This window comes from Pseudomonas sp. NFX98 (assembly GCF_047784845.1).
In the GTDB taxonomy this organism is placed as follows: Bacteria; Pseudomonadota; Gammaproteobacteria; order Pseudomonadales; family Pseudomonadaceae; genus Aquipseudomonas.
On record NZ_JBLNNF010000034.1, the window covers coordinates 21,253 to 28,498 of the forward strand.

Sequence of the window (7,246 nt, forward strand, 5' to 3'; positions counted from 1 at the left end):
CGATATCTATCGCCCCTGTAGGAAGCACTACAGATTGAGATCGCTTCTCGTTTACCTGGCATACGGGTAAATTGCCGGGCCGGTTATGTTTGGCCCAAGGCTTGTGTCATGATGATCCGACCGCAGGTTAGTCGTCCTCTTCCTATATGAATAGATCTTCCGCGTTGCTCCTCGCTTTTGTCTTCCTCAGCGGCTGCCAGGCCATGGCACCCGTGTCGCCGGACGGTACCTCTCCGGCTGAAGACAGCACTCCGGCACCTGAAAAGCCCAAGGTTTACAGCTCATTCAGTGAAGACACCGTCTTCAGCCTGCTGAGCGCGGAACTGGCTGGCCAGCGCAATCGTTTCGACATTGCCCTGGACAACTACGTGACCCAGGCCATCAACACCCAGGATCCGGGCATCTCCGAGCGGGCATTCCGTATCGCCGAATACCTGGGCGCCGATCAGGCTGCCCTGGACACCGCGCTGATCTGGGCGAAAAACGCCCCGGACGACCTTGAGGCGCAACGGGCCGCGGCCGTGCAACTGGCTCGCGCCGGTCGCTACGACGACTCCATGGTCTATATGGAAAAAGTCCTGCAAGGCAAGGGCGACACGCATTTCGACTTCCTCGCGCTGTCCGCCGCCGACACCGACCAGGACACACGCAACGGCCTGATGAAGAGTTTCGACCGGTTGTTGCAGCGCCACCCGAACAACGGCCAGCTGATTTTCGGCAAGGCCCTGCTGATGCAACAGGACGGCGACTCCAAAGGTGCACTGGCGCTACTGGAAGACAATCCGCCGGACGACGGCGAAATTGCCCCGATCCTCCTGCGCGCTCGCCTGCTGCAATCCCTTGATCGCGGCGATGAAGCCTTGCCGCTGCTGCAAAAAAGCATCAAGAAATACCCGGACGACAAACGCTTGCGCCTGACTTACGCGCGCATGCTGGTCGAACAGGACCGCATGGATGACGCCAAAGCCGAATTCTCGAGCCTGGTGCAGCAATACCCGGATGACGACGAACTGCGTTATTCGCTGGCGCTCGTTTGCCTGGAAGCCAAGGCCTGGACCGAGGCCAAGGGCTACCTGGAAGACCTGATCGCCCGCGAAAGCCACGTTGACTCCGCGCACTTGAACCTCGGGCGCATCGCCGAAGAGCGCAACGATCCACAAGGTGCGCTGATCGAGTACGGCCAGGTCGGCCCGGGCAACGACTACCTGCCGGCACAACTGCGTCAGGCCGATATCCTGATGAACAACGGCAAGACTGCCGAAGCCCAACGCAAGCTGGCGGCCGAGCGCGACGAGCAACCGGACTACGCGATCCAGCTGTACCTGATCGAAGCCGAAACCCTGTCCGCCAACAACCAGCCCGACAAGGCCTGGACGGTGCTGCAACAAGCGCTGCAAAAGTACCCGGACGACCTCAACCTGCTTTATACCCGCGCGATGCAGGCGGAAAAACGCAATGACCTGGCGCAGATGGAAAAAGACCTGCGCCTGATCATCAAGCGTGACCCGGACAATGCCATGGCGCTGAACGCTCTCGGCTATACCCTGTCCGATCGCACGACACGCTATGTCGAGGCCAAGGCCTTGATTGAACAGGCACACCAGATCAACCCGGAAGACCCGGCGGTTCTCGACAGCCTCGGCTGGGTGAACTTCCGCATGGGCAACCTCGACGAAGCCGAACGCCTGCTGCGTAAGGCGCTGGAGCGTTTCCCCGACCAGGAAGTCGCCGCACATCTGGGCGAAGTCCTGTGGGCCAATGGCAAGCAACGCGAAGCCAAGCAAATCTGGAGCAAGTTCCTCAAGGAACAACCCGACAGCCCAACCCTGCGCAGTACCATCAAGCGCCTGACCGGATCAGAGACTCTTTAAGATTATGTTTTTGCGCCACATCATCGTTTTCAGCTTCATCGCCCTGCTCGCCGGTTGCGCGGGCTTCGGTGCCCGCGAATCGGTCGAGGGTCACGGCAACCCCGCCCAATGGCGCGAGCACAAACAACAGCTGACCAACCTCGACGGCTGGCAGATCGACGGCAAGATCGGCATTCGCGCGCCAAAGGATTCGGGCAGCGGCACGCTGTTCTGGTTGCAGCGCCAGGATTACTACGACATCCGTCTGTCCGGCCCATTGGGTCGCGGCGCGGCACGCCTGACCGGGCGCCCGGGCAAGGTTTCGCTGGAGGTCGCCAATCAGGGGCGCTACGAAGCGGCCTCTCCGGATGCTCTGCTTGAAGAGCAAATGGGTTGGAAACTGCCGGTTGCCAACCTGGCGTGGTGGGTCCGCGGGCTCCCCGCTCCCAACAGCAAAAGCCGCCTGACGCTGGATGGCGACAGCCGTTTGGCCAATCTTGAACAGGACGGTTGGCAGGTGGAGTACACCTCCTATACCGAACAAAACGGCTACTGGTTGCCCGAGCGGATCAAACTCCACGGCACCGACCTTGATGTCACGCTGGTGATCAAGGCCTGGCAACCGCGCAAATTGGGGCAGTGAAATGCCAGCCAATCGCCTGACTTTGCCTTCGCCGGCCAAACTCAATTTGATGCTGCACATTCTGGGTCGCCGTGAAGACGGCTACCACGAGTTGCAGACGATGTTTCAGTTTCTCGACTACGGCGACGAAATCACTTTCGCCGTGCGCGATGACGGTGTCATTCGTCTGCACACCGAATTCGAAGGCGTTCCTCACGACAGCAATCTGATCGTCAGGGCCGCGAAAAAGCTTCAGGAGCAATCCGGTTGTTCGCTCGGTATCGATATCTGGATTGAAAAAATCCTGCCCATGGGCGGCGGGATTGGCGGCGGTAGTTCTAACGCTGCGACAACCCTGCTCGGTCTCAATCATCTCTGGCAACTGGGCTGGGACGAGGATCGGCTGGCTGCGCTGGGGCTGACGCTGGGTGCCGACGTCCCGGTTTTCGTACGTGGGCACGCGGCTTTCGCCGAGGGCGTTGGCGAGAAACTGACCCCGGTTGACCCCGAGGAACCGTGGTATCTCGTGCTCGTGCCGCAAGTCTCTGTAAGTACGGCAGAAATTTTTTCCGATCCGTTGTTGACACGTAACACGCCGCCCATTAAAGTGCGCCCCGTTCCCAAGGGAAACAGTCGTAATGACTGCTTGCCGGTGGTAACAAGGCGTTATCCAGAGGTACGTAACGCTTTGAATTTGTTAGGTAAATTTACCGAAGCAAAACTCACCGGAACTGGAAGTTGTGTGTTTGGGGGCTTCCCAAGCAAAGCTGAAGCTGATAAAGTCTCGGCCCTTCTTACAGAGACCCTTACAGGGTTTGTAGCAAAAGGAAGCAACATTTCGGTGTTGCATCGCAAGCTGCAAAATCTGCTCTAAAGGAACCGATTACTGGGTAATCGTTGCAACAGATACAGGGGCGTCGCCAAGCGGTAAGGCAGCAGGTTTTGATCCTGCCATGCGTTGGTTCGAATCCAGCCGCCCCTGCCATTTTCTATACTCATCCAGGTTACCCTCAGCCTCTAGGTACTGCGCGTGTCCAAGATGATGGTCTTTACGGGGAATGCTAACCCCGATCTGGCTCGGCGTGTCGTACGTCAGCTGCATATCCCTCTCGGTGACATCTCTGTCGGTAAGTTCTCCGACGGTGAAATCACAGCCGAGATCAATGAAAACGTTCGCGGTAAAGACGTTTTCATTATCCAGCCGACTTGCGCTCCGACCAACGATAACCTGATGGAACTGGTAGTGATGGCTGATGCCTTCCGCCGCTCCTCGGCTACTCGTATTACTGCTGTTATTCCTTACTTTGGTTATGCCCGTCAGGATCGCCGTCCGCGTTCCGCACGTGTGGCTATCAGCGCGAAAGTCGTTGCTGACATGCTTACCGTAGTCGGCATCGACCGTGTTCTCACGGTTGATCTGCATGCTGACCAAATCCAGGGTTTCTTCGATATTCCGGTAGATAACATCTACGGCTCCCCGGTTCTGGTGGATGACATTGAAGATCAGCGCTTCGAAAACCTGATGATCGTGTCCCCGGACATTGGTGGCGTCGTGCGTGCACGTGCCGTTGCCAAATCCCTGGGCGTGGATCTCGGGATCATCGACAAACGCCGTGAGAAAGCCAATCACTCTGAAGTGATGCATATCATCGGTGATGTCGAAGGGCGTACCTGTATTCTGGTCGATGACATGGTCGATACCGCCGGCACCCTGTGCCACGCGGCCAAGGCCTTGAAAGAGCATGGCGCTGCCAAGGTTTTCGCCTACTGCACGCACCCTGTGCTGTCGGGTCGGGCGATCGAAAACATTGAAAATTCCGTGCTGGACGAGTTGGTGGTAACGAACACCATCCCTCTGTCCGCTGCAGCACAAGCCTGTGCGCGTATCCGTCAACTGGATATCGCACCGGTAGTTGCCGAGGCGGTCCGCCGCATCAGCAATGAAGAATCGATCAGCGCGATGTTCCGCTAAGGGCCCTGCCCTTCTCGAAATGTCTCGTTGACGAAAAGCGCCCCGCCCCGGCATTCCTGTCGGGGCGGGGCTTTTTTGCCCATATCGCCTTTAGCGCTGGTCGCAAACGCTGGGGCGAATGTGGTTATTTTGGAGATACAACATGAACGATTTTACTCTGAATGCTGAAGTGCGTTCCGACCTGGGGAAAGGTGCGAGCCGCCGCCTGCGTCGTCTCGCAAGCCTGGTACCAGCTGTAGTTTACGGTGGCGAAAAAGCCCCTGAATCCATCAGCATGCTGGCTAAAGAAGTTGCCAAACTGCTCGAAAACGAAGCGGCTTACAGCCACATCATCGAGCTGAACGTTGGTGGCACCAAGCAGAACGTCGTGATCAAAGCCCTGCAGCGTCACCCGGCCAAAGGCCACGTGATGCACGCTGACTTCGTACGCGTAGTAGCCGGCCAGAAACTGACCGCTATCGTTCCAGTGCACTTCATCAACGAAGAAGCACCGACCAAGAAAGGCGGCGAAATCTCGCACGTAACTTCGGAAATCGAAGTTTCCTGCCTGCCGAAAGACCTGCCTGAATTCATCGAAGTCGACCTGGCTAACGCCGAAATCGGTTCGATCATTCACCTGTCGGACCTCAAAGCCCCTAAAGGCGTTGAGTTCGTGGCTCTGGCACACGGCGATGACAAGGCTGTTGCCAACGTCCACGCTCCACGTGTTGCTCCAGAAGCTACCGAAGAAGGCGCAGCGGAGTAATTTTACTCTGTTCGCCGGAGTGACCGGAAACATCGCGGACTAGAGCGTAGCGAGAAAGCGGGCGAGAACGCGGAGTTTACATCTATGGTAAATGAGCATTTTTCGTCCACTTTCGCCGCACTCCCTGATTGCGGCGATGTTATCCACCACTCCAAGGAAGGGCCCCTATCGTGACTGCCATCAAACTGATCGTTGGCCTGGGAAATCCAGGCGCTGAATACGAACAGACCCGGCATAACGCAGGGGCCCTTTTTGTTGAGCGCATCGCGAACGCACAAGGCGTCAACCTTGTGGCCGATCGCAAGTATTTCGGCCTGACCGGGCGTTACTCGCATCAGGGTCAGGATGTTCGTCTGCTGATTCCCACCACGTACATGAACCGCAGCGGCCAAGCCGTAGCGGCCCTTGCAGGTTTCTTCCGCATCAAGCCTGAAGAAATCCTCGTGGCGCATGACGAACTCGATCTGCCTCCGGGCGTTGCCAAGCTCAAGCAGGGCGGCGGCCATGGCGGTCACAACGGGTTGCGCGACATCATTGCGCAACTGGGCAATCAGAATACGTTCTACCGCCTGCGGCTTGGCATTGGCCACCCGGGCGTTGCCAGTATGGTTTCAAATTTCGTCCTGGGTCGTGCGCCACGCGCCGAACAGGAAAAACTCGATGCCAGCATCGACTTTGCCCTCGGCGTGCTGCCGGATATCCTCGCCGGGGAATGGAACCGCGCGATGAAAAACCTGCACAGCCAGAAGGCCTGACTCTTATCCGAGGGGAAACACCATGGGATTCAATTGCGGCATCGTCGGCCTGCCTAACGTCGGCAAGTCCACCCTGTTCAACGCCCTGACCAAATCCGGTATCGCGGCCGAGAACTTCCCCTTCTGCACCATCGAACCCAACAGCGGTATCGTGCCGATGCCGGACCCGCGCCTGGACGCCCTGGCAGCCATCGTCAATCCAAAGCGCATCCTGCCGACCACCATGGAGTTCGTCGACATCGCGGGCCTGGTTGCCGGCGCGTCGAAAGGTGAAGGCCTGGGCAACAAGTTCCTGGCCAACATCCGTGAAACCGATGCCATCGCCCACGTGGTCCGCTGCTTCGAAGACGAGAACGTGATTCACGTCTCCAACAGCGTCGACCCGAAACGCGACATCGAAATCATCGACCTGGAACTGATCTTCGCCGACCTCGACAGCTGCGAGAAGCAACTGCAGAAAGTCGCGCGCAACGCCAAGGGTGGCGACAAGGACGCAGTGGTCCAGAAAGGCCTGCTGGAGCAGTTGATCGCTCACTTCACCGAAGGCAAGCCTGCGCGCAGCCTGATGAAGAACATGGGCACCGACGAAAAAGCGGTGATCAAGGGCTTCCACCTGCTGACCACCAAGCCAGTCATGTACATCGCCAACGTCGCTGAAGACGGTTTCGAGAACAACCCGCATCTGGACGTGGTCCGTGCCATCGCCGAAGAAGAAGGCGCAATGGTTGTTCCGGTCTGCAACAAGATCGAAGCGGAAATCGCCGAGCTCGATGACGGCGAAGAGAAAGACATGTTCCTCGAAGCCCTGGGCCTCGAAGAACCTGGCCTGAACCGCGTGATCCGCGCCGGCTACGAAATGCTGCACCTGCAGACCTACTTCACCGCCGGTGTCGAAGAAGTCCGCGCCTGGACCGTCCGCGTCGGTGCCACCGCACCGCAAGCCGCTGGCGTGATCCACACCGACTTCGAGAAAGGCTTCATCCGCGCCGAAGTGATCGCCTACAACGACTTCATCCAGTACAAGGGTGAAGCCGGTACCAAGGAAGCCGGTAAATGGCGCCTGGAAGGCAAGGACTACATCGTTAAAGACGGCGACGTGATGCACTTCCGCTTCAACGTGTAAGCTTCACACCCAAGAAAAAGCCGCGTTTGATACGCGGCTTTTTTGTGAAAAATGTCCCGTCCTGAATAAGGTTTACACCTTCTGACTTCTTTTCAGGAAGGTGTAATGGATACAGGCACGAAGCGCAGTCAGCGTGATTACACGCTGGCTTTTAAATTGTCGGTCGTCGACCAGGTCGA

General features: G+C 57.8%; 7 protein-coding genes and 1 tRNA gene. All 8 read left to right on the plus strand.

Annotated features, from left to right (window positions below; genetic code table 11):
• The first annotated feature begins 146 nt into the window (after positions 1–146).
• The 8 genes from ACM110_RS29240 (at position 147) to ychF (ending at position 7,067) form a co-directional block, all read left to right on the plus strand.
• Positions 147–1,871, plus strand: a complete 1,725-nt coding sequence (locus tag ACM110_RS29240; RefSeq protein WP_416130527.1) for a tetratricopeptide repeat protein — start codon at positions 147–149, stop codon at positions 1,869–1,871.
• A 4-nt stretch (positions 1,872–1,875) separates the two neighbouring features.
• Entirely contained in the window at positions 1,876–2,493 is a 618-nt protein-coding gene (gene lolB / locus ACM110_RS29245; RefSeq protein ID WP_416130528.1) for a lipoprotein insertase outer membrane protein LolB, read from the plus strand.
• A 1-nt stretch (position 2,494) separates the two neighbouring features.
• The gene (ispE, locus tag ACM110_RS29250) at positions 2,495–3,346 is read left to right on the plus strand and encodes a 4-(cytidine 5'-diphospho)-2-C-methyl-D-erythritol kinase (protein WP_416130529.1); all 852 of its coding nucleotides are present in this window, start codon (positions 2,495–2,497) and stop codon (positions 3,344–3,346) included.
• A 36-nt stretch (positions 3,347–3,382) separates the two neighbouring features.
• Positions 3,383–3,457, plus strand: a tRNA-Gln gene (locus tag ACM110_RS29255).
• A gap of 45 nt (positions 3,458–3,502) precedes the next feature.
• A complete protein-coding gene (locus tag ACM110_RS29260) occupies positions 3,503–4,444 on the plus strand; it encodes a ribose-phosphate pyrophosphokinase (RefSeq protein WP_003171603.1) in 942 nt (313 codons plus the stop codon).
• Positions 4,445–4,586: 142 nt separating this feature from the next.
• On the plus strand, positions 4,587–5,189 hold the full coding sequence (locus tag ACM110_RS29265; protein WP_053159713.1) for a 50S ribosomal protein L25/general stress protein Ctc: 603 nt from the start codon (positions 4,587–4,589) through the stop codon (positions 5,187–5,189).
• A 170-nt stretch (positions 5,190–5,359) separates the two neighbouring features.
• The gene (gene pth, locus ACM110_RS29270; protein WP_008037207.1) at positions 5,360–5,944 is read left to right on the plus strand and encodes an aminoacyl-tRNA hydrolase; all 585 of its coding nucleotides are present in this window, start codon (positions 5,360–5,362) and stop codon (positions 5,942–5,944) included.
• Positions 5,945–5,966: 22 nt separating this feature from the next.
• The gene (ychF, locus tag ACM110_RS29275) at positions 5,967–7,067 is read left to right on the plus strand and encodes a redox-regulated ATPase YchF (protein WP_056726278.1); all 1,101 of its coding nucleotides are present in this window, start codon (positions 5,967–5,969) and stop codon (positions 7,065–7,067) included.
• Positions 7,068–7,246: the final 179 nt, after the last annotated feature.